This window comes from Kitasatospora sp. NPDC089913, from assembly GCF_044748625.1.
Lineage (GTDB): Bacteria > Actinomycetota > Actinomycetes > Streptomycetales > Streptomycetaceae > Kitasatospora.
In genome coordinates this window covers 102929-123118 of the sequence record NZ_JBIVGI010000028.1, presented here as the reverse complement: position 1 = coordinate 123118, position 20190 = coordinate 102929, and the positions used below count along the sequence as shown (strand labels likewise).

Below are 20190 nucleotides of genomic sequence, written 5' to 3'. Positions count from 1 at the left end.
TGGTGGGGGGCGCGGGGGGGGGGGCGGCCCGGGCGGGGGGGGGGGGGGGCCCGGGCGGGGGGGGGGGGGGGGGGCGCCCCCCGCCCCCCCCCCCCCCGGCCGGCTCCGTAACGTCCCCCGTTACGGAAGCCCGGGCCACTACTTCACCCCGGCCGCACTCTGCAGCACCGGCAGGGTCACCGCACCGGCGAACACCCGGCCGTCGTCGGTGACGAGCACGTTCAGCACCTTGGTGCTGATCAGCGAGCCACCGGCGACCGGCTTGCCGAGCGACTTGACCAGCGCGAGCGGGTTCTGCAGCTTGCCGCCGCCGCCCGGGCCATGCCCGCCCTTGCCGCGCGGACCCTTGCCCTCGGCCGGGACGAACACGTCGTCGGCGGGCAGCACGGCGGAGAGGACCGCCGTCCAGCCCTCGCCGATCACGTTCAGACCCTCGGCGGCGGCCTTGGCCTCCTCCGGGGTCACCTCGGCGCGCGGCGCGGAGTCGGCCTTGCGCTCCGTCACCTTGGCGCCCTTGGGCACGGTGAACTCGAAGGTCTTCGCGGACGGTGCCGCGAACGAGACATCGGTGAAGTGGACGTCCAGCACGGTGCTGCCGTCCGTCCCCCTCACCACGACCGACAGCGGCACGCCGTTGTCGGCGGCCACCGCGATCCGGACCTCGCCGATCGTCGAACCGGAGCCGGTCGGCTTCACGCTCAGCCGGTAGGCCTTCTGCCCGGCCACGTTCACGGTGCCGTCCACGGTGACCGAGGTGGTGCCCGCGTTCGCGCCCAGGAACTGCTGGGCCGCCTCCTGCGGAGTGGTCGGCACCCCGGTCAGCGGGCCCTTGCCCGGGTGGCCGTCCGCCTTCGCGTCGGGCCGGGCCCCGGTCAGGTGCACGGCCTCGTTGCTGCTGCTGTCCCAGGTCCACACCTGGTCGCCGTTGCGGATCATCTCGTAGCCGGCCAGCTGCTCCAGCAGGCCGATCCGCTGCCGGTCGGGCCCGTCCACCGCGACCCGCAGCCGGTGCTCGCCGCCGAGCAGCCCGGTCAGCTTGGCCGTCGGGTCGGCGCCCGAGGACCTGCCCCCGGAACCGCCGCCCGGCGCGCCGCCGGCGAGGCCGCCGGCCGCGGCGCCCAGCAGCTGGCTCGGCACACCGAGGTCCGCCGAGAGCGACACCGTCCCGGTCAGCGTCTGCGCCTGGGAGCCGAGCACCTTCGCCACCACCTGCTCCGCCGTCAGCGCGGGCAGCTCCGGCGGCGAGGTGTCCGCCAGCGCCGGTACCAGCCCGACCCCGGCGGCGATCGCGGCCGTGACCGCCAGCGGCACCGCGACGCGTACCAGCGTGCGCCGGCGGGACCGGTAGGGAGCCCCGTCCTGCCACTCGTCCGCCGGGCCGCCGCCCGCGGTCGCCCTGTCGTCCGTCATCCGTCCAACCCCTCCGTCAGTGACCGACTGTCCCTGGGTATCCATTAGACGTTCCCGCGTCGCCCGCGTCATCGCCCTGCAGGGTTGGATCCGGCTCGACCTCGCGACGCAGCCGACCCTGATGCCCCCTCAGGGTCGTCTCCTCCGAACGTACGAGGAACGTACGTGAACTGGCGTAGGGTCGCGGCATGGACGCATCCAACACTCCGACCGCCAACGCGATGCGCCGCGCCCTGCGCCGCGCCCGGGACGGTGTCGCGCTGGACGCGACCGAGGCGGCGGTCCTGCTCCGGGCCAGGGGCGAGGACCTGCGCGACCTCTGCGCCTCCGCCGCCCGGGTCCGCGACGCCGGCCTCGAAGCGGCCGGCCGCCCCGGCGTCATCACCTACTCCAAGAGTGTGTTCATCCCGCTCACCCGGCTCTGCCGGGACAAGTGCCACTACTGCACCTTCGTGACCGTCCCCGGGAAGCTCCGCCGGGCCGGCCACGGGATGTACATGTCCCCGGACGAGGTGCTGGACGTCGCCCGCAGGGGCGCCGCGCTCGGCTGCAAGGAAGCGCTCATCACCCTCGGCGACAAGCCCGAGGACCGCTGGCCCGAGGCCCGCGAGTGGCTGGACGCGCACGGCTACGACGACACGATCGCCTACGTCCGCGCCATGTCGATCCGGATCCTGGAGGAGACCGGGCTGCTCCCGCACCTCAACCCCGGAGTGCTGAGCTGGACCGACTTCCAGCGGCTCAAGCCGGTCTCCGCCTCGATGGGGATGATGCTGGAGACCACCGCCACCCGGCTCTGGAGCGAGCCCGGCGGCCCGCACCACGGCTCGCCCGACAAGGAGCCGGCCGTCCGGCTCCGGGTGCTGGAGGACGCCGGCCGCAGCTCGGTGCCGTTCACCAGCGGCCTGCTGATCGGCATCGGCGAGACGTACGAGGAGCGCGCCGAGTCGCTGTTCGCGCTGCGCCGGGTCTCCCGGGCCTACCACGGCATCCAGGAACTGATCCTGCAGAACTTCCGCGCCAAGCCGGACACCGCGATGCGCGGCATGCCGGACGCCGAGCTGGACGAGCTGGTCGCCACCGTCGCGGTGGCCCGGCACATCATGGGCCCCTCCGCCTGTCTGCAGGCCCCGCCGAACCTGGTGGACGGCGAGTACGAGCGACTGATCGGGGCCGGTGTCGACGACTGGGGCGGCGTCTCCCCGCTGACCCCCGACCACGTCAACCCGGAGCGCCCCTGGCCGCAGATCGACAAGCTGGCCGAGCGTTCGGCGGCGGCCGGCTTCGAGCTGCGCGAGCGGCTCGCCGTCTACCCCGAGTACGTGCGGCACGGCGAGCCCTGGCTGGACCCGCGGGTGCTGCCGCACGTCCGGGCACTGGCCGACCCGGAGACCGGGCTGGCCCGCCCGGACGCGGTGGTCACCGGACGTCCCTGGCAGGAGCCGGAGGACCTGCCGGAGTCCTACGGCCGCACCGATCTGCACAGCACCATCGACACCGAGGGCCGGACCGGTGACCGGCGGGCCGACTTCGAGGACGTCTACGGCGACTGGGAGGTGCTGCGGGAGCAGGCCGCCTCGGCCGCCCCCGGCCGGACCGGGGCCCCGGAGCGGCCGGACGGCGAGGTCAGGGCCGCCCTCGCGGTGGCGGCCGACGACCCGACCCGGCTCACCGACGAGCAGGCGCTGGCGCTGTTCCAGGCGGACGGCCCGGCCCTGGACGCGCTGTGCCGGATCGCCGACGCGGTCCGCCGGGACGCGGTCGGCGACGAGGTCACCTACTGCGTCACCCGGAACATCAACTTCACCAACGTCTGCTACACCGGCTGCCGGTTCTGCGCCTTCGCCCAGCGCCGCACCGACGCCGACGCCTACAGCCTCTCGCTGGACCAGGTCGCCGACCGGGCCGCGCAGGCCTGGGAGGTCGGGGCCACCGAGGTCTGCATGCAGGGCGGCATCCACCCGGATCTGCCCGGCACCGCCTACTTCGACATCGCCCGGGCGGTGAAGGAGCGGGTCCCGGGGATCCATGTGCACGCCTTCTCGCCGATGGAGGTGGTCAACGGCGCGACCCGGACCGGTCTGTCGATCCGGGACTGGCTGCAGCGGGCCAAGGAGTCCGGTCTGGACACCATCCCGGGCACGGCGGCCGAGATCCTGGACGACGAGGTCCGCTGGGTGCTCACCAAGGGCAAGCTGCCCGCCGCGACCTGGGTCGAGGTCGTCAGCACCGCGCACGAGCTGGGCATCCGCTCCTCCTCCACGATGATGTACGGGCACGTGGACACCCCCGCGCACTGGGTCGGCCACCTGCGGCTGCTCGCGGAGATCCAGCAGCGCACCGGGGGCTTCACCGAGTTCGTGACGCTGCCGTTCATCCACACCAACGCCCCGGTCTACCTGGCCGGGATCGCCCGGCCGGGACCGACCGCGCGGGACAACCGGGCGGTGATCGCGATGGCCCGGCTGCTGCTCCACCCGCACATCCCCAACATCCAGACCAGCTGGGTGAAGCTGGGCGCCGAGGGCGCGGCGGAGATGCTCCGCTCGGGCGCCAACGACCTCGGCGGCACGCTGATGGAGGAGACCATCTCGCGGATGGCCGGTTCGGCCTACGGCAGCTACAAGTCGGTCCGCGACCTCCAGGCGATCGCCGAGGCGGCCGGGCGGCCGCACCGTCAGCGGACCACGACCTATGGGGAGGTGCCGGCCGAGCGGCTGGCCGCCGCGCTGGCCTCGGACGGACACCTGCCGGACCTGCTGCCGCTGGTCGACTGAGCCGCCGACCGTGCCGCCGGGCTCCGGCCACCGGGCTCCGGCCACCGGTGGCCGGCCTCCGGTGGCCGACCGGGGCCGGGCGGAACCCGGGGAGTCCGGCGGTCGGCGGAACATCCGGTGGTGATCCGGTGGAGCGGGAACCCTGCCGGGCTGTTCGGGCATTCGAATACAGTGCGAGGGCGCGCGACCGGCCGTGCGTCGCGCGTCCCTCCCGCTCCCGGACGAAAGGCGCTTGCCGTGATGCCACTGTGGTCCCGCGCCCAGCAGCAGGACTTCCGCAGCCGGGTGCGGGGATGCCTGCTCGGCGGCGCGATCGGTGACGCACTCGGCGCGGGCGTGGAGTTCGAGTCCCTGGAGAAGATCCGGGCCGTGCACGGCCCGCTCGGCGTCACGGGTTACGTCCCCGCGTACGGGCGGCTGGGCGCGGTCACCGACGACACCCAGATGGTGCTGTTCACCCTCGACGGGCTGATACGCGCCCACATCCGCCGGGACACCGGCAGCTGGCACCCGCCCACCGACGTCCACCGCGCCTATCTGCGCTGGGCCGTCACCCAGCGGGACTGGGGCCCCGACGAGCGCCGGGACGACCTCGGCTGGCTCGGCCGGGAGGAGTGGCTGTACGCGCAGCGGGCGCCGGGCCAGGCCTGCCTGTCCGGCCTCTCCGGTCCGGGCGCGGAGCGGCTGGGCACCCTGGAGGCGCCGAAGAACCCGCACTCCAAGGGCTGCGGCACGGTGATGCGGGCGGCGCCGTTCGGGCTGCTGACCACCTGGGAGCCGGGCCTGGTGTTCCAGCTGGCGGTGGAGTGCTCGGTACTGACCCACGGCCACCCCACCGGTTACCTCTCGGCCGGGGCGCTCGCGGTGATCGTCCAGACCGTGGCCCGGGGCGGCACCCTGGAGGAGGGCGTGCACCTGGCGCTCGCGCTGCTGTCGGAGCGGCCGGCGCACGAGGAGACCACGGCGGCCCTGCGGGCCGCGCTGGACGCGGTGCGGGCGGGGGAGCCGTCCGCCGAGCGGGTCGAGGCGCTGGGGGAGGGCTGGGTCGCCGAGGAGGCGCTGGCGATCGGGGTGTACTGCGCGCTGGTCGCGCACGACGTCCGGTCCGGGCTGCTGCTGGCGGTGAACCACTCGGGGGACAGCGACTCCACGGGTGCGGTCTGCGGCAACCTGCTCGGGGTGCTGCACGGTGACACCGCGCTGCCGCCCGGCCTGGTGGCGGGGCTCGAGGGGCGCGGGGCGCTGCTGGAGCTGGCCGACGACTTCGTGCTGGAGCTGATGCACGGGCCCGAGCTGCACAGCCGGGACACCGCGGAGGGCGCGGCCTGGGCGGCCCGCTACCCGGTGCTCGGCTGATCCTTCGCCGTCTGGCCCGGGACTGCTTGTCGGGGGCATGCCCCGGGACGCCGAGATGCCCGTAGCGGTGGCCGCCGCCCCGGGGGAGGGCGACGGACACCGCTACGGGCACCTGGGCCGGGAACCGGCACGAGGTCGGTCAGAGGCTGTCGAACGCTCCGGCACCCGCGGCGGCGGCGAACGCGTTCCAGGCCTCGGGGGAGAAACTCAGCTGCGGTCCCTCCGGGTCCTTGGAGTCACGGACGGCCACCCGGTCGGCGGCCGGCACGCTGATCTCCACGCACGCGCCGTTGCCGCCGCTGTGACTGCTCTTGCGCCAGCTCGTCCTGTTCTCGAAGGTGGTGCTCATCGGTGGTATCCCTCTTCAATGTCGGCTATCAGTGAGCGGGTCTCCGCCACCCCGAGCGCGGCCGCCCGCAGGTGGTCGTAGAGACTGGTATAGCGGCGCACGTCGGCCTCCTTCTCCAGGTAGAGATCGCTCGTCACCCCTTCGAAGTAGACAACCGTCGAATCGGCTGACTCCGGGAACTCCAGCAGGGAGAATGTCCCGGTCATTCCGGGGTGGGCACCGTGCGAGAACGGTATGACCTGGATCGTGATGTTGGGGCGCTGGCTCAGCTCCAGCATGTGCTTCAGCTGGTGGGCCATCACCTCCTTGCTGCCGACCTCCCGGCGCAGCACCGCCTCGTCTATCACCGTCCACAGACTGCCCAGCGGGTTCTCGCCGTTGACCCGGTCCTGGCGCTTCATCCGGACCTGCACCCGGCGCTGGACGGAGAGCGCGTCGGTGTCCGGCTGGGTGCCCTCGACCACGGCCTGGGCGTACTGCTCGGTCTGCAGCAGCCCGGGCACGAAGGAGGACTCGTACGCGCGGATCGACGAGGCCTCGGCCTCCAGTCCGATGTAGACGCTGTACGGGGTGGGCATGTCGTTGAAGTCGTGCCACCAGCCGCGCTGGCGGGACTCCCGGGCCATCTCCATCAGACTGGCCCGCATCGCCTCGTCGGTGACGCTGTAGACGTCGCACAGGTCGCGGACGTCGCGCTGGCTGATGCTGCGGCGGCCGTTCTCCAGGCGGCTGATCTTGGACTGGGAGACCATCAGCCGGCCGGCGACCTCCTCCGCGGTCATCCCCGCCGCGTCCCGGAGCTTGCGCAGCTCCGAGCCGAGGCGTCGACGGCGCACCGTGGGATTGATGTTCGCGGACACGTCGACCTCCGGTCGGACCTCTGGTGATCGTTGGAACGGAAGTCCTCGGAACACGGTGGAAATCTGGATCAACCCCCTGACGTTGTGCAGCATGTCACCCCGGATCAGGTCGGCGCCGGGAAATCCCCGGAGCGCAGTAGAACAGATCATCGGAAAAGCGCTTCGGCGAGACAGCGGACGCCTCCGGGTGGTAGAGGCGCCGCGGCCCGGTCCGGTGGCGGGGCGACGGCGTGGCGGACGTGGTGCGGATGCGGCTCGGGGCCGCGCAGGTGCTGGTGGCACGTGCGGGGGCGGTATGCGGCCGGGGGTCCGGGTGGGGGGTGGACCGACTCGGGGGACGGCGGAGGGGCGGTCGCCCGGCGACTTCCGTCGCGGGCGACCGCCCCTTCTCACTGCCTGGTGGTGCCGGGTGCTCGGCGCCCCTGCGGGGCGTGAGCTGTTCGGCGTGCGCTGCTGTTCGCGCTGGTGCGCGCTCGGCGCACCGGACGGTTCGGGTGCCCGCGGGACCGCGGGCCGAGCGGGGGGCCCGGACCGGAGTCCGGGCCCGTCTCCTGGCGAGGGCCCCGGTGCGGCTCCCGGCGCCGGCCCCGTCGGGCGTCCGGCCCCGGCGGGAGCCTCAGCGGACGCCGACGCGGGACGCCGCGACCCGGCCGCCGCCGCTGCCGCGCCCGGCCACCGAGCGCTGACCGGCCCGGCCTCCCGAGCCCGACGGCGCCGCAGTTGCCTGGGCGGAACGGTTCTGCTGGCTCGGCAGACCGTTCTGCACGTCCATCACGGCGTGCGCGACCATCCCGCCCAGCGGGTCGTAGCGGATCAGATCGCGCAACCTGGACCGCGAGGACCGGCCCTCGTTGCCCGGGTACAGGTGCTTGCCCAGACCGACCGAGTGCGCCAGGGCGGCGAGCGCGGCCGTCCGCGGGTCCGGCGGCACGCCGGTGCGGATCGCAGTGTCCAGTCGCTGCTTGATCGCGGCGTTGGTGCAGTCGTCCGACGCCTGGTAGCGGATCGTGGGCAGCACCCCGCACACCTGACCGGGCACGGCGGTCACCATGCCGCAGCGCTCCAGGTGTGCCAGGTAGGTCTGCCGCAGCCCCAGCCGGGGCCCGCCGATCCAGTGCGTGGCGCGGACCGGGCTGCCGCGTCGTCGCAGCAGCTCGAGTGCGTGGTCGAGTGTCGGGTCACCGGTCGGCCGTGGGAGCACCACGGCGATCCGGTCACCCTCAGGAACGATCCGTCCGGCCAGGGACAGCTCGACGAGCTGTGCCCCGGCGAGTCCGAGGTCGAGGGTCTGCGGCTGCGCAGTGGTGCCCGTGGTCGGGTCCAAAGCGAGCAGCAAGAGTTCCTCGGGAACAGTTCTGCGGCTCTTGCCCATCCAAGCCTCCCCGCGTGGATGGGAAACAGCGTGACGCCTCTCACACGGGCTTGTCGAGTACGCCTCCGAATCGTGACCTTGCGATCGAGCGGGGGAACCGCCCGTGGCGGGCCCGGCGTCTGACCGTTGAACAGGCCGCGGCGCGGCCGCGCCGCGCCAATAACCGCCGGTCGGGCGGGGTGTGGGCGACCGGATCGGTCGCCGGTGGCGGAGACTGTACAGGTACACGGGGCGGGGTACCGGCTTCCCGAAATCGGGTCGGCCGGTGCCCCGCCGGGCGTTGAGGAGGCTGGGTTACGTGGGCGAGTCCCCCGACAGGGTGCTGCGGGACGGCGATCGGGCGCGGGAGCGGGACGGCGAACCGGCCGACTCCGCCACGGCCGAGAAGGCGGCCGCGCCGGCGGTGGACGGGGCGGCGGACGGCGTGACGGACGGAGTGACGGGCCGGGCGGCCGAGCCGGAGCCGGGCACCGTCGCCGAGCCTGCGGAGGCCGGCGACGCTCCGTCGGGCGATGCTCCGTCCGGTGACTCGGGCGATGCCCGGTCGGGGGACTCGTCCGGTCGCTCGCCCGGTCACTCGTCCGATGAATCGGACGAGTCGAACGAACCGGACGGCGCCCCGGATCCCGCCGACGGCGGACCGGGCCGGCCGGCCAAGCCCGCCACGGTGCAGCTGCGCGTCCGGGATTCGGACACCCGGACGACCGCGCTGCGGATGCCCGTGGACCAGGCGACCACGGCGTTGCGGATGCCGTCCGACGATGCCACCACGGCGTTGCGGATGCCGTCCGACGACGCGACCACGGCGCTGAGGATGCCGTCCGACGACGCCACCACCGCACTTCGCCTGACCGAGGAGTCGCGCAGGCCGTCCGGGGCCACCGCGATCGGTTCGGCCGGGCGGGAGGAGGAGGTCGGCGGCGCCGCGGCCGACGCACCGGGGCGCCCGACCGGAACCGACCCCCGTCTCGCCATTCGGACGCCGTCGCCGTCGCCGGCGGCGGCCGGGCCCACCGGTCGCACAGAGCCCAAGGCCAAGGCAGAGGCAGAGGCCGAAGCCGAGCCCGCCGGGAACGACACGGACACCGACGGGCAGCCGGCGTCCGCCTCCGCGTCCCCGGTGACCGCGGCGGCGGAACCGGCGGAACCGGCGGAACCGGCCGAACCGGCCGCCGCGGCCGCGCGGGCCGAGAAGTTCGAGAAGCGGGAGGACGCCGAACGGACCCGGATGCTGCGCCTCCCCACGGCCGCCGGCACCGTCCCGAAGCCACCCGCCCCCGAGCCCGTTCCGGAGCCCGAGCCGGTCCCCGCCCCCGAACCCGGGCCGGCCCCGGAGCCGCGCCCCGCCCCGGCCCCCGCGCCGCCGCCCGCGCCCGAACCGCTGCCCCTGCCCGAACCCGCGCCGCTGCCGTTCCCGGAGTCCACCTCCGAGGCGATGGACGTGCTGGCCACGCTCAACGGCCGGCCGGTCTCCCCGCTGCGTCGCGCGCTCAAGCGGATCACCATCTGGACGGCCTTCCTCGCCGTCGTCCTCGGCGCGATGGTCACCGCCCAGCTGCTCCGCCCGCTGCCGGACGCCAAGGTGCGGATGACCGCGGCCGGCGGCTTCGGTTTCCCCGGTGACCCGCTCGACCTGGCCTGGCCCGCCAAGGGCCAGTCGGCCGCCGGGGTGGTCGGGGTCGGCAGCCTGGGCAGCTCGGGCCCGGAGACCCCGGCCTCGATCGCCAGTGTCACCAAGGTGATGAACGCCTACCTCATCCTTCAGGCGCACCCGCTGAAGAAGGGCGAGGGCGGTCCGAAGATCACCGTCGACAAGCAGGCCGCCCAAGAGTCCGGCAACGTCGACGAGTCCCGGGTCACCCTCACCGAGGGGCAGCAGCTCAGCCAGTACCAGGCGCTGGAACTGCTGATGCTGCCCTCCGCCAACAACGTGGCCCGGCTGCTGGCGCGCTGGGACGCCGGATCGGAGGAGGCGTTCGTCAAGAAGATGAACGACACCGCCGCCGCGTTCGGCATGACCAACACCACCTACACCGACCCGGCCGGCTTCAACGCCGAGACCAGGAGCACGGCCAAGGACCAGCTGAAGCTGGCCGAGCAGGTGATGCAGGACGAGATCTTCCGGCAGATCGTGTCGACCCCGGACACCACCTTCAACAACCAGAAGATCTCCAACACCAACACGCTGATCTCGCCCAAGAACGGCATCATCGGCGTCAAGACCGGCTCCAGCACCCCGGCCGGCGGCTGCCTGATGTGGGCCGCGTTCAAGGACGTCGCCGGTGTGCGGCGGCTGATCCTGGGCGTCACCCTGGGGCAGCCGGCGACCGCCGCCGAGCCCAGCATCCTCAAGGTGGTGCAGAGCGTCAGCGCCAAGCAGATCCAGGCGGCGCAGAACGGGCTCACCGCTCAGACCCTGGCCAAGCAGGGCGACGTGGTCGGCCGGATCGACGACGGCCTCGGCGGTTCGGTCCCGGTCGTCGCCGCGCAGGACCTCTCGGTGGCCGGCTTCCCCGGCATCACCGGCACCCTGGTGCTGGACCCGGTGAAGGTCGGGCACCGGGTGACGGCCGGGACCCAGGTCGGTGTGCTGCGGTCCGGTGAGGGCGCCAACAAGGTCGAGGTGCCGGTCGTGCTGAAGTCCGACCTCGCCCCGCCGTCCATCCTGGACCGGCTGACCCGGGCGCTCTGAGGTCCGCCGCGGCCCGGGCACACCGCCCGGGCCGCCGCCCGGGCGCGTCGGTACGGCCACACCGCCGAGGCTCGTCGGCACCGGCACACCGCCCGGGGCCTCGGTCGGGGCGGTCCGCGTTCAGGAGCGCGGACCGCCCCACCGGCCCGGTTCGGTGCGCGAGCCCAGCAGCTCGGCGATCGGTTCCTCCTCGGCGACCACCCGGCCCAGCGCGATCGCCAGGGTCACCCCGGTGAAGCCCACGATCAGCCAGGACAACGAGGTGAACACCACACCGTAGGGGCCGAACTGGCCGATGCTGCGACTCATCGCGCTCGGCAGGTAGATCCGCGAGGCCACCCCGATCACGACCACGGCCACCCCGCAGAGCAGCGCCCCCGGCAACAGCGGCAGCCAGCGCACCCGGGCGCCCAGCAGCAGGTGCTGGGTCCACCACCAGAGCACCGTCGACGCCAGGAAGATCAGCGGGACGCCGAGCCAGGCGCCCAGGCCGAAGCCCTCCCGGACCGGGGTCTGGAACACCAGGTAGACCAGCCAGACCAGCAGCCAGACCAGCCAGCGCCAGGCCGCCACCCTGGTGCCCGACTTGGGCAGCTCCCAGCAGCGCTCGCAGACCCGCTGCATCGCCCGGCTGAGGGCCGTCGCCGAGAGCAGGGTCACCAGCGCGCCGATCACCCCGAAGCCGGTGTCCTCGTGGTGGGCCGTCCCGAGCAGCTGCTGGACGGACTGCGCGGCCGCGCCCTGGAGCCCCAGCTCCTTGCGCAGCGAGCGCACCAGCCCGTCCCGGACGGCCGCGGGGGTGAACACCGCGACCACGAACAGTGCGGGCAGGGCGCTCAGGAAGGCCTGGGCGGCCAGCCGGGTCGCGCAGTCCAGCAGGTTCACCCGGAGCAGCTGGCGCAGGGCGCGGCCCACCAGCGGGACCTGTTGGGGCAGCTCGCGCGCCGAACCGGCCAGGGCGGTCGACCGCTGCTTCCACCGGTCCGTCCGCCGGGGTGCCGGACCTTCCGGCGGAGGGGTCCGCCGTTCGGGAGGCTGCTCGCTCGGCTGCTCGCTCACGGACGGTCCTCCCGACCTGGTCGCCGTGATCCATGGTCGCCCGAGCCCCGGCGCGCCGCATCCGGGCTGCCTCCCGTCCCGCGGGCCCGCCGGCCCGGGCGGGGGTCAGCGGCCGGCGCCGGCGCCGTCCAGCAGCGCGAGCGTCATCCCGCCCAGCGGCGTCACCTGCTGCGGCGGGCCGAACCGGCTCCGCAGGGCGGCCGCCTCGCCGGCGGGCACCTCGGCGAGCGGATCGGCGGTGTCGCCCAGCACGACCAGCCAGGTCCGGGTCCCGGACCCGGTGCAGTCCGCGGGCTTCGGGCACGGTATCGGGAAGAGGTCCCCGGCCGGGACGGCTCCGCTCGCCACGAACAGGGGGTACGGCCGTATCGCGTCCGGCAGGTAGTAGGAGACACCGGGGCCGACCATCGACCAGGCCTGGCCGCCGATCGGCACGGCCAGCCCGTCCCCGGGCCGGTAGCCGGCGGTGATCAGCCGGGCCACCGCCTGGTACGGCTCCTTGGACTGCGCGTGCGATCCCGGGTAGCGCACCAGCGACTGCCGGGGCAGCGCCGTGGCCCCGGTCACCGCCACCACACCGACCGCGAGCACCAGCCCCGCCGCCCGCAGCTCCGGATTGGTCCGGCCGGGCTTGGCCGCCGCCGTCACGGCCGCGTACACGGCGCCGACCCCGCAGCCGGCCAGCGCGGCCCAGGCGGGGACCGTGAACAGCAGGTACCGGTCGAGGAAGTACGAGGTGGTGCCGCGCGAGAGCACCCAGACCGCCAGCACCGGCAGCACCGCGAGCAGCAGCAGCCGCAGCGCCGGACCGCGCCGCCCGGGCAGCACCAGGGCCAGCACCGCCAGCACCAGGAAGACGTCGAACACCCGGGCCGAGCCGAACAGCGGCTCGCCGAAGTGCCACAGCTGGTCCACGCTCGGCCGGGCGAGCCAGCCCAGCTGCCGCTCCGACTGCTGACGGCCGAGGAGCGCGACCGGCAGCACCGCCACCACCACGGCGGTCAGCACCGCCGCCAGGCCGACGAGCAGCCGCCGCAGGTCCGGACCCCGGGCCGCCCACAGGTGCGGCGCGACCAGGGCCGCCTGCCCGACCAGGGCACTCAGCGAGACCAGGTGCGCGGCGCCGGCCACCGCCATCGCCAGGCCGTACGCGATCCACCGCCACGGCGTCGACCGGTCCAGGGCGCGCAGCAGGAACCAGGTCGCGGCCGCGACGGCGCAGGTCACCAGCGCGTAGGAGCGGGCCTCCTGCGCGTACCGGGAGACCAGTGGCACGGTCGCGAAGAGGAGCCCGGCACAGGTGCCCGCGACCCGGCCGCCGAACAGCCGTGCGGCGGTCAGCGCGGTGAACGCGGCCGCGCCCGCCATGGCCAGCACCGACGGCAGCCGCAGCATCGTCACCGAGTCGCCGAACAGTGCGATCCAGCCGTGCAGCAGGATGTAGTAGGCGCCGTTGCTGGCGTCGACGTGCTGCAGCATCCGCAGCAGTTCACCGAGCGGGCGGACGGCGGAGGTCCAGGTCGCCACCTCGTCCCGCCACAGGGTCGGGGTCCCCAGCCGGTAGCCGCCGACCGCCAGCATCACCAGCGCCGGGGCCAGCCAGGTCGCCGGCCCGGCCACCCGTGCCGCCCGGCGGACGGATCTCCCGTACCACCGCTCGCCCGCCGTCATCTGCCGCCCCCGCCTCTGTCCACCGGCCCCTCGGGCCCGGGGCCGAGGGGCCGTCGAGTCCCGTCCTCCCAGGCTAACCGGCGTTCCTTCCGCAGGTCGGGCCGCCCCCGGCCGCGCTGACCCACCGTCGGCCCGCCCACCCCGGGCCCGTCCCCGCCCAACCCTCTCCACCGATCCGCTAGGCTGTCAGCGGTCTTCCCCGCCTCAGTAGCTCAGGGGATAGAGCACGGCTCTCCTAAAGCCGGTGTCGCAGGTTCGAATCCTGCCTGGGGCACAGTACGAACGCAGCAAAGGCCCAGGCCGGCGGGTGAATCCCGCCGCCCTGGGCCTTCGCCGTTCAGTCCTGTCGGTCACCCCGTGCGGCCCGGTGCGGCGGAGATCGTGGAAGCGCACCTCCATCGGGATGCCCGTGCGGACCTTCGCGGCGGTCCGGGCGTCCCGGAAGTCGCTGCGGCGCAGCCGGTCGCGGCGCGGCCCGATGAACATGCGGCTGTCCGACTCTGCCCCCGCGAAGTGCTCCAGGTGGTGCCGGAGGGCATCCACGACCGAGTCCGGGAACACGACCGGACGGGAACCCCGTACGGCTCTTCGGCGCCTGGTCCTACGGCGGGAAGCTGTACGGCGCCGCGCGTTGCGGTGGGCCGAGGCCGGCCGGGGTGATCGTCGGCGCGGTCGTTCGGGGGTGCGGCGGCCCTCAGCGCAGGAGGCCGTCGGGACGGTCGGGGACGGGGTCGGTGGCCGGCCCGGCGGCGGTGCCGGGGGTGTCGGAGGCGCGGACCGGGGCGTCGACCGAGGGTGCGTCCGGGAGGTCGTCGGCGGGGTCGTCCGCGGGGCCGGTGTCGCGGGGCGGTCGGGCGGAGGAGACGAGGACCCGCTGGACGCGGGGGCGGGTGCGCCAGTCCACCCGGCGGAAGTCGCGGGCGAGGGCGCCCGGGCGGGCGAGTTCCACGATGACGGTGACGGCGCCGAGGACGATTCCGGCGGCGAGCCAGCCGGCCAGGACATCGGTGGTCCAGTGCAGACCGAGGAAGACCCGGGAGGCACCTATCGCGAGAACGGTCAGCGCGGCGGTGGTGCAGGCGGTGGTCCGGCCGGCGCGGCGGGCCCGGGGCCAGAGCAGGCCGACCAGTACCGCACAGGTGATCGCGGAGGCCATCGCGTGTCCGGAGGGGAACGCGGGACCGGAGGCGTGCGCGACCGGGTCGGAGAAGGCCGGGCGCTGGCGGCCGAAGGAGAGCTTCAGCACCCACTGGCCGCCCCAGCCGATCAGGGTCTGGGCCGCGACCCAGCCGGCCAGGGTCCGGGCGCCGATCAGCCAGAGCCAGAGCGCGACGGCGCCGAGGACGCTGCGCATGGTGATCGTCCCACCGATGTCGGAGAACATCTGCACCGAGGCGGTCCACACGGTGTGATCGGCCGCGTAGCTGTGCAGGTCGCCGGTGAGCTCGTGGTCGAACCGGGAGAGCGGGCCCCAGCCGGTCTGCACCAGGGCCGCGAGGGCGGCGAACAGTCCGGCGCAACAGACCGCGAGTGCCGCGTGCCGGAGCAGGTGGCGATCACGCGCGGTGATGATGGGCGAGCTGTTGGTCAGGTGCATGGCTGTCACCTTCCCAGCCGCCTGTGCCGAGCGCGCGCTGCGGTGATAGCGATTTGGCATCTTTTGTGCGGAGAACCTGCGTGCGCCGGTGCGGGAGCGCGGGTCCGCGCGGGAACGCGCCCGGCGCCGGCGGGGTTGTGCCTGACGGGGGCCGTGCGCGGGGTGCGCCGGAACGGTCCCGAAACGGCACCCGTGGTGCCCGCACGGTCACCCTCCGCTCGGAATCGGGGAAAAATCTCGCAGGATACTGCATCCCTGGAAGAATCTGAGCGACTTGGGAATGTTGTCCGGAATCTGTTCGTTGGATCGTTACGTGCAAGGCCCTCCGGGCCCGCATGTCGCGCCCTCCTGGGGGCAGGCAGCCAGACCTCGGCAACACCAGCAAAGGGAGCACAAGCATGGCCACCCGTGCCGTCGTTCGCGACAGGGCCGACCGGACTCGCGCGGCCCGCCCGACCAACTTCGAGGCCGACCGTGACCTGGTCGGCATGTATCTCGACGAGATCGCCAGGACACCCCTGCTCGATGCCGCCGAGGAGGTCGAGCTCTCGCTGCGGATCGAGGCCGGTGTCTACGCGCAGCACCTGCTGGAGGAGGGAGCGCTCCCCGAGGGGGTGCGACGCGAGGAGCTCGAGGCGATAGCCGAGGACGCCGAGCGTGCCAAGGACGTCTTCATCCGATCGAACCTCCGCCTCGTGGTCGCCGTGGCCCGCCGCTACCCGCGCAGTGGTCTGCCCCTGCTGGACCTCATCCAGGAGGGCAACGCGGGTCTGGTCCGCGCCGTGGAGAAGTTCGACTACGCCAAGGGCTTCAAGTTCTCCACCTACGCGACGTGGTGGATCCGCCAGGCCATCACCCGGTCGATCGCCGACCAGTCGCGCACCATCCGGCTGCCCGTCCACCTGGTCGAGGAGCTGGGCCGGATCCGGCGGGTGCAGCGGGAGAAGTCGAAGGAGCTGGGCCGTGAGCCCGAGCCGGCCGAGATCGCGGCCGAGCTGGACACCACCGAGACCCGGATCAAGGACGTGCTGGACTGGGCGCGCGACCCGGTCAGTCTGAACATGTCGGTCGACGACGAGGGCGAGACCCAGTTCGGCGACCTGGTCGAGGACACCGGGGCCACGTCCCCCGAGGACGCCGTGATGGTCATGCTCCGCCGCGAGGAGCTGGACGGCCTGATCGGGCGGCTGGACGACCGGACGGCGTCGATCATCCGCTCCCGTTACGGCATGGAGGACGGCCGCGAGCGCACCCTCACCGAGGTGGGCAAGCAGCACGGGCTGACCCGTGAGCGGATCCGCCAGATCGAGAAGCACGCGCTGGCGGAGCTGAAGAAGATCGCCGACCACGCGGGCTTCGAGGCCGCGTAGCAGCGGTCCACGGGCGTCGCGGACACGGCGTGCGGGAGCACGGCGCGCGGGGCGCCGGGTGGAGCGGGTGCGGACGGGTACGGCCCGGTGGGCCCGGTGCGGAGCGGTCCGCACCGGGCCCACCGTCGTCCCGGGGCCGCGTCAGGGCCTTCTAGGCTTGGTGGGCGGGGGCGGACGGCGGCGGCGGGGTACGAGAGCGGTGGAGAAGACGATGGCGAAGGACACGACGGACGACCGGCCGGGCCAGGAGTCGGAGCCCGGCACGGGGGACGGGTCGGCGCAGGCCGCCCCGAAGGCCCGGCCGGGCGCGGACGCGGCGGCGAAGGCCCGGCTGATCTTCGGCGACCCGCTGGACCGGCAGTCCCGGGACGACACCGACACCGGGTGGGGCGACCGCCCCGGGGCCGGGGAGAGCGGTGGACGGGGGCTGGACTGGTACCTGAGCCAGCGCCCGCCGCACCACGGGGACTGATCCGGAGGGACGGGACCGCCGGACCGGGCCCGGGCCCGGTCGGGTGCCGCAGGGTCGGGTGTCGCGGGGTCGGACGGCTCGGGGGTCGGGCAGCCCGGTCTTCAGGCGGCCCGGGTGACCAGGGCGTCGCGGATCTCGGTGAGCAGCAGGACCTCCTTGGCCTCGGCCTCGGCCTGGACCTCGGCCAGGGTCTTGCGCCGGGCGGTGAACCTGGTCATCGGCAGGATGAGGCAGAAGTAGACGACGGCGGCGGTGATCAGGAACTGCAGGGCCGCGCTGAGCACGCTGCCCCAGAGGATCGGGATTCCGGACGTGACCTCGCCGGTGGCGCTCACCTCACAGGGCCCTTTGAGGCAGGAGCTGTAGGACGCGAGGTCCTGGGCCCCGAACGCGCCGACGATCGGATTGATCACGCCCTTGACGAAGGCGTTGACGATGCTGGTGAAGGCCGCACCGATGACCACGGCGACGGCCAGTTCGACGACGTTTCCGCGCAGCAGGAATTCCTTGAAGCCCTTCATGCCGCGTGAACGACGAAGTCGTCCGCCGGTCACGGGTGATTTTCTCCCCCCTCCGCAGGACAACCCGTTCGGCCGACCGGCGGTGCCGATTCCGGCGGCCGCGAGTCCGCCCGGGCCGGTCCGAGGGCGAGTGCGGTCACCACCGCGAGCAGCAGTGCGGCCGGCACCCGGGGGCCGTACCCCAGCAGCTGTCGGAGTCGGCCGCGCGGCCCGGACCGGCCTCCGATCGGCGGGAACGAGGGCACCGGCTGCCGGGGTGGAACGGTCGGCGCGGGCAGCGGGGGGATTGGCAGCGGACGGGGCGGCAGGGCGGACGAAGCGGTGGTCACGGGCACCTCCACGGTCGGGCTCGGGGTTTGCGGTGCCCACTCTGGGCCGCCCCGCGCGACCGCCGGAACTCCGTTTCCAGAACCTGTGGACAACCCGGGCCTGTGGACAACGGGACCCACTCGCAGGGGTGAACCGGCCCGCCCCGCGCTGACAGAACCCGTCCTCCGCAACCCGTCCTTCGGGATCCGTGCTCTCCGCCCCGTCTTCCGGGACCAGCCTTCCGGGACCAGCCTTCCGGGACCCGCCTTCCGCGCCCCGCCCCGGCACCTGCCGCCGAACGCGCGAAAGGCCCGCCGCACCCGTGGAGAACGGGAACGGCGGGCCGTCCGAGAAGCTGGTGCCGCGGCCCGGCCGGAAGTCAGCCGGCCGCCGGGGCGGGGCTGGCGGCGGGGGCCGAGGACCCCGACGAACCCGAGGAGCCCGACGAGGACGAGCCCGAGGAGGAGCTCGCGGGCGACGTCGACGAAGAGGTCGACGAAGAGGTCGACGACGAGCCGGAACCCACCGAGCTGCTGGAGGAGGAGCGGCTGTCGGTCCGGTAGAAACCGGAGCCCTTGAAGACGACACCCACCGCCGAGAAGACCTTGCGGAGCCGTCCCTGGCAGTCGGGGCACGTGGTCAGCGCTTCGTCGGTGAACTTCTGCACCGCCTCCAGGCCGTTGCCGCACTCGGTGCACTGGTACTGGTACGTGGGCACTTGTCTTCCTCCTGGCACTCTCGCCTGATGAGTGCTAACGATCCTCAATGATGCGGCATTCCGAAGGATCAGTCCAGCGACTCGAATGTGAGATGAGTCGGTTCCGGCTCCGGGGTCAGCCCTTGACGGCCCCCACCAGTCCGGCCGGGGCACCCCGTTCCACCGAGCCGGCGACCACCGTGCTGCGGGTTCCGGCCGGTACCAGCAGTCCCCGCAGCGAGAACAGGGCGATCAGGCCGAGGCCGGCACCGGCCACCGGTACCAGGAAGCCGACGGTCGGGCCGTGCGCGTCGATCAGCCGCCCGGCCGCCGTCGCGCCGGTCGCCAGGCCCAGCCCGATGGCGCCGGTCAGCCAGGTGAAGGCCTCGGTCTTGGCGCCGTCCTCGACCAGCGTCTCGACCAGGGTGTAGCCGCTGATCAGGGTCGGGGCGATGGCCAGGCCGCAGACCAGCCCGGCGACCGACAGTGCGACCAGGTTGGGCATCGCCCACAGGGTCGAGCAGCCCAGCACCAGCAGGCCGTAGCTCATGACCATCCGCTGCTGGACCGACCGCCGCCAGGCGATCACGCCGTAGAGCACGCCGGCCACCATCGAGCCGCCGGCGAAGATGCCGTAGACGGTGCCGGCGGCGCCCTGCTGGCCGACCGAGTCGGCGAAGGCGTTCACCGAGACCTGCATGCCGCCGAAGACGGCGCCCACGCCCAGGAAGGTGCCGGCCAGCAGCCGGACGCCGGGCGAGGCGAGGGCCGAGGCCTGCCGGACACCGGGTTCGCGCACCACCCGGGCGGGCGCGGTGCGCCGCTGGGCCGCGAAGGCCAGACCGCCGACCAGGGTCAGCGCGGCCTCGGCGATCAGCCCGGTCGAGGGGTTGACCGAGGTGGCCACGGCGGCGGCCAGGATCGGGCCGACGACGAAGGTGAACTCGTCGGTCACGGACTCGAAGGCGAAGGCGGTGCTCACCTTGGCGGCGGAGGACGCGGAGGCGCCCTCGGCGGTGAAGGTGGAGATCCAGCGGGCGCGCACCATCGCGCCGATCTGCGGGACGCTCGCGCCGGCCGGGGCGGCGGCCAGGAACAGGCTCCAGGCCGGCGCGTGCCCGAGGGCGAGCGCGATCAGTGCGCCGACCGAGGCCGCGTGCACCAGGACGGTCGGGACGAGCACGGCGGCCTGGCCGTAACGGTCCGCGAGCCGCCCGGTCTGCGGGCCGATCAGCGCCTGGGCGACGGCGGCGACGGCCGCGACCGTGCTGGCGGTGCCGTACGAGCCGTGGGTGTCCTTGACCAGCAGCAGGATCCCCATGCTGAGCATCGCGTAGGGCAGCCGGGCGAGCAGCGCGGGGGTCAGGAACGTCCAGGCCCCGGGGGTGCGCAGCAGGGTCCCGTAGCCGACCCGGGCCGGCGCGGCGTCGGCGCGGCCCGTGGCATCGGCGTGGTCCGCGGCGCCCGTGGCCTCCGCGTGGCCGGCGGTGTCCGCGTGGTTCGCGGCGTCCGCGCTGCTCCTGGCATCCGCGGCGTCCACGGGGCGACCGGGGTTTCCGGTGCTCCGGGCGTCCTCGACGCTCTCGACCGTTCGGCGGGCCGTCACGGTCGGTCCTTCCTGCTGCCTGGTAGCGCGGCAGGGCATGGGGTGGCCCCGACGGCGCCGAGAGTCGTCCTC

Annotated in this window: 15 protein-coding genes and 1 tRNA gene; 6 read left to right on the top strand and 10 right to left on the bottom strand. The window is 73.9% G+C overall.

Features of this window, described 5'->3' with window-relative positions; all coding sequences use genetic code 11:
• Positions 1 to 138: 138 nt before the first annotated feature.
• On the bottom strand, positions 139 to 1410 hold the full coding sequence (locus tag ACIPYS_RS32415; RefSeq protein WP_400752900.1) for an outer membrane lipoprotein carrier protein LolA: 1272 nt from the start codon (positions 1408 to 1410) through the stop codon (positions 139 to 141).
• 188 nt (positions 1411 to 1598) lie between these two features.
• Here ACIPYS_RS32415 and ACIPYS_RS32410 point away from each other — a divergent pair, with 188 nt between their 5' ends.
• The gene (locus tag ACIPYS_RS32410; protein WP_093860831.1) at positions 1599 to 4187 is read left to right on the top strand and encodes a bifunctional FO biosynthesis protein CofGH; all 2589 of its coding nucleotides are present in this window, start codon (positions 1599 to 1601) and stop codon (positions 4185 to 4187) included.
• Between the two features lie 240 nt (positions 4188 to 4427).
• Positions 4428 to 5543, top strand: coding sequence for an ADP-ribosylglycohydrolase family protein (locus tag ACIPYS_RS32405; RefSeq protein WP_093860830.1), 1116 nt, complete (start codon positions 4428 to 4430; stop codon positions 5541 to 5543).
• A gap of 139 nt (positions 5544 to 5682) precedes the next feature.
• Here ACIPYS_RS32405 and ACIPYS_RS32400 read toward each other — a convergent pair whose 3' ends face one another.
• From ACIPYS_RS32400 to ACIPYS_RS32390, 3 genes are all read right to left on the bottom strand, one after another.
• Positions 5683 to 5892 (bottom strand): DUF397 domain-containing protein, encoded by a 210-nt coding sequence (locus ACIPYS_RS32400; RefSeq protein ID WP_400752896.1) that lies wholly within the window; start codon positions 5890 to 5892, stop codon positions 5683 to 5685.
• Positions 5889 to 6752: a helix-turn-helix transcriptional regulator gene (locus tag ACIPYS_RS32395; protein WP_030393501.1), complete on the bottom strand. Its 864-nt coding sequence runs from the start codon at positions 6750 to 6752 to the stop codon at positions 5889 to 5891. Before ACIPYS_RS32395 ends, ACIPYS_RS32400 begins: the two co-directional genes overlap by 4 nt.
• Positions 6753 to 7368: 616 nt before the next feature.
• On the bottom strand, positions 7369 to 8124 hold the full coding sequence (locus ACIPYS_RS32390; protein ID WP_400752893.1) for a GPP34 family phosphoprotein: 756 nt from the start codon (positions 8122 to 8124) through the stop codon (positions 7369 to 7371).
• Positions 8125 to 8422: 298 nt separating this feature from the next.
• Between ACIPYS_RS32390 and ACIPYS_RS32385 the strand changes: the two genes are divergently transcribed.
• On the top strand, positions 8423 to 10816 hold the full coding sequence (locus ACIPYS_RS32385) for a hypothetical protein (RefSeq protein ID WP_400752890.1): 2394 nt from the start codon (positions 8423 to 8425) through the stop codon (positions 10814 to 10816).
• Positions 10817 to 10936: 120 nt separating this feature from the next.
• On the opposite strand, the gene ACIPYS_RS32380 is transcribed toward ACIPYS_RS32385, so the two are convergent.
• Together ACIPYS_RS32380 and ACIPYS_RS32375 are read right to left on the bottom strand one after the other, a co-directional pair.
• Positions 10937 to 11875 carry a YhjD/YihY/BrkB family envelope integrity protein gene (locus ACIPYS_RS32380; protein ID WP_093860827.1) on the bottom strand — a complete coding sequence of 313 codons (939 nt, stop codon included), beginning with the start codon at positions 11873 to 11875 and terminating at the stop codon, positions 10937 to 10939.
• Positions 11876 to 11980: 105 nt separating this feature from the next.
• A complete protein-coding gene (locus ACIPYS_RS32375; RefSeq protein ID WP_093860826.1) occupies positions 11981 to 13546 on the bottom strand; it encodes a glycosyltransferase family 39 protein in 1566 nt (521 codons plus the stop codon).
• Positions 13547 to 13747: 201 nt separating this feature from the next.
• On the opposite strand from ACIPYS_RS32375, the gene ACIPYS_RS32370 reads away from it, so the two are divergent.
• Positions 13748 to 13820: transfer RNA gene (locus tag ACIPYS_RS32370), tRNA-Arg, on the top strand.
• A 420-nt stretch (positions 13821 to 14240) separates the two neighbouring features.
• Here the strand turns inward: ACIPYS_RS32370 and ACIPYS_RS32365 are convergent.
• Positions 14241 to 15143 (bottom strand): phosphatase PAP2 family protein, encoded by a 903-nt coding sequence (locus ACIPYS_RS32365; RefSeq protein WP_400752885.1) that lies wholly within the window; start codon positions 15141 to 15143, stop codon positions 14241 to 14243.
• Between the two features lie 398 nt (positions 15144 to 15541).
• Here ACIPYS_RS32365 and ACIPYS_RS32360 point away from each other — a divergent pair, with 398 nt between their 5' ends.
• Both ACIPYS_RS32360 and ACIPYS_RS32355 read left to right on the top strand, forming a co-directional pair.
• Positions 15542 to 16513, top strand: a complete 972-nt coding sequence (locus ACIPYS_RS32360; protein WP_093860824.1) for a sigma-70 family RNA polymerase sigma factor — start codon at positions 15542 to 15544, stop codon at positions 16511 to 16513.
• Between the two features lie 211 nt (positions 16514 to 16724).
• The gene (locus ACIPYS_RS32355) at positions 16725 to 16985 is read left to right on the top strand and encodes a hypothetical protein (protein WP_400752882.1); all 261 of its coding nucleotides are present in this window, start codon (positions 16725 to 16727) and stop codon (positions 16983 to 16985) included.
• A 101-nt stretch (positions 16986 to 17086) separates the two neighbouring features.
• Here ACIPYS_RS32355 and mscL read toward each other — a convergent pair whose 3' ends face one another.
• The 3 genes from mscL to ACIPYS_RS32340 form a co-directional block, all read right to left on the bottom strand.
• Positions 17087 to 17506: a large conductance mechanosensitive channel protein MscL gene (gene mscL / locus ACIPYS_RS32350; protein WP_093860822.1), complete on the bottom strand. Its 420-nt coding sequence runs from the start codon at positions 17504 to 17506 to the stop codon at positions 17087 to 17089.
• A 688-nt stretch (positions 17507 to 18194) separates the two neighbouring features.
• Positions 18195 to 18533: an FmdB family zinc ribbon protein gene (locus ACIPYS_RS32345; RefSeq protein WP_400752879.1), complete on the bottom strand. Its 339-nt coding sequence runs from the start codon at positions 18531 to 18533 to the stop codon at positions 18195 to 18197.
• A 115-nt stretch (positions 18534 to 18648) separates the two neighbouring features.
• Positions 18649 to 19908: an MFS transporter gene (locus ACIPYS_RS32340; RefSeq protein ID WP_231978783.1), complete on the bottom strand. Its 1260-nt coding sequence runs from the start codon at positions 19906 to 19908 to the stop codon at positions 18649 to 18651.
• Between the last annotated feature and the right edge of the window lie 282 nt (positions 19909 to 20190).

Coding starts and splice junctions, on each gene's coding strand:
- ACIPYS_RS32415 (WP_400752900.1), bottom strand. CDS start 1,410: ATGACGGACGACAGGGCGACCGCGGGCGGCGGCCCGGCGGACGAGTGG.
- ACIPYS_RS32410 (WP_093860831.1), top strand. CDS start 1,599: ATGGACGCATCCAACACTCCGACCGCCAACGCGATGCGCCGCGCCCTG.
- ACIPYS_RS32405 (WP_093860830.1), top strand. CDS start 4,428: ATGCCACTGTGGTCCCGCGCCCAGCAGCAGGACTTCCGCAGCCGGGTG.
- ACIPYS_RS32400 (WP_400752896.1), bottom strand. CDS start 5,892: ATGAGCACCACCTTCGAGAACAGGACGAGCTGGCGCAAGAGCAGTCAC.
- ACIPYS_RS32390 (WP_400752893.1), bottom strand. CDS start 8,124: ATGGGCAAGAGCCGCAGAACTGTTCCCGAGGAACTCTTGCTGCTCGCT.
- ACIPYS_RS32375 (WP_093860826.1), bottom strand. CDS start 13,546: ATGACGGCGGGCGAGCGGTGGTACGGGAGATCCGTCCGCCGGGCGGCA.
- ACIPYS_RS32365 (WP_400752885.1), bottom strand. CDS start 15,143: ATGCACCTGACCAACAGCTCGCCCATCATCACCGCGCGTGATCGCCAC.
- ACIPYS_RS32360 (WP_093860824.1), top strand. CDS start 15,542: ATGGCCACCCGTGCCGTCGTTCGCGACAGGGCCGACCGGACTCGCGCG.
- ACIPYS_RS32355 (WP_400752882.1), top strand. CDS start 16,725: ATGGCGAAGGACACGACGGACGACCGGCCGGGCCAGGAGTCGGAGCCC.
- mscL (WP_093860822.1), bottom strand. CDS start 17,506: ATGAAGGGCTTCAAGGAATTCCTGCTGCGCGGAAACGTCGTCGAACTG.